This is a genomic window from Polaromonas sp. P1_G2 (genome assembly GCF_056405515.1).
On the sequence record NZ_JBFUBY010001627.1, the window covers coordinates 1 to 376 of the forward strand.

The window sequence follows — 376 nt, forward strand, 5'->3', positions numbered from 1 at the left end:
GAGATATTGCGAGAACGCCCGGATGATCTGCTTTCGATTCTGACGTTCCTCGGCATAGTCGAATGCGGCCTGGGTCGCTGCAACAGCGAGATAGGCAACCATTGCACCAAGCGGCGAGACGAAGACATAAGTGAACCACAAGCCGGCGCCGCTGATCGCAGCCAGCAGGAACAAGGCGAGCAGCCCGGCCGTCACGGTGCGCCAGCCGGGAGACCCGACGGAGACAGCAGCCGCCAACACACAGGCGCCGAACAGCAGCGGCAAGCCTCCGATCCAGCCCGGATGGACGACGGACAGGTTTCGCCGGAGATTTTCGAATATTGTCGCCTGGATCTCGACGCCGGCCAGCAATTTGCCTGTATGAACGGTATAGGAT

1 pseudogene is annotated in these 376 nt (G+C 60.6%); it reads right to left on the reverse strand.

The window, feature by feature from the left end:
* A pseudogene (locus AC1D0P_RS31845) lies at positions 1 to 351 on the reverse strand (hypothetical protein); the annotation flags it as partial.
* Positions 352 to 376: the final 25 nt, after the last annotated feature.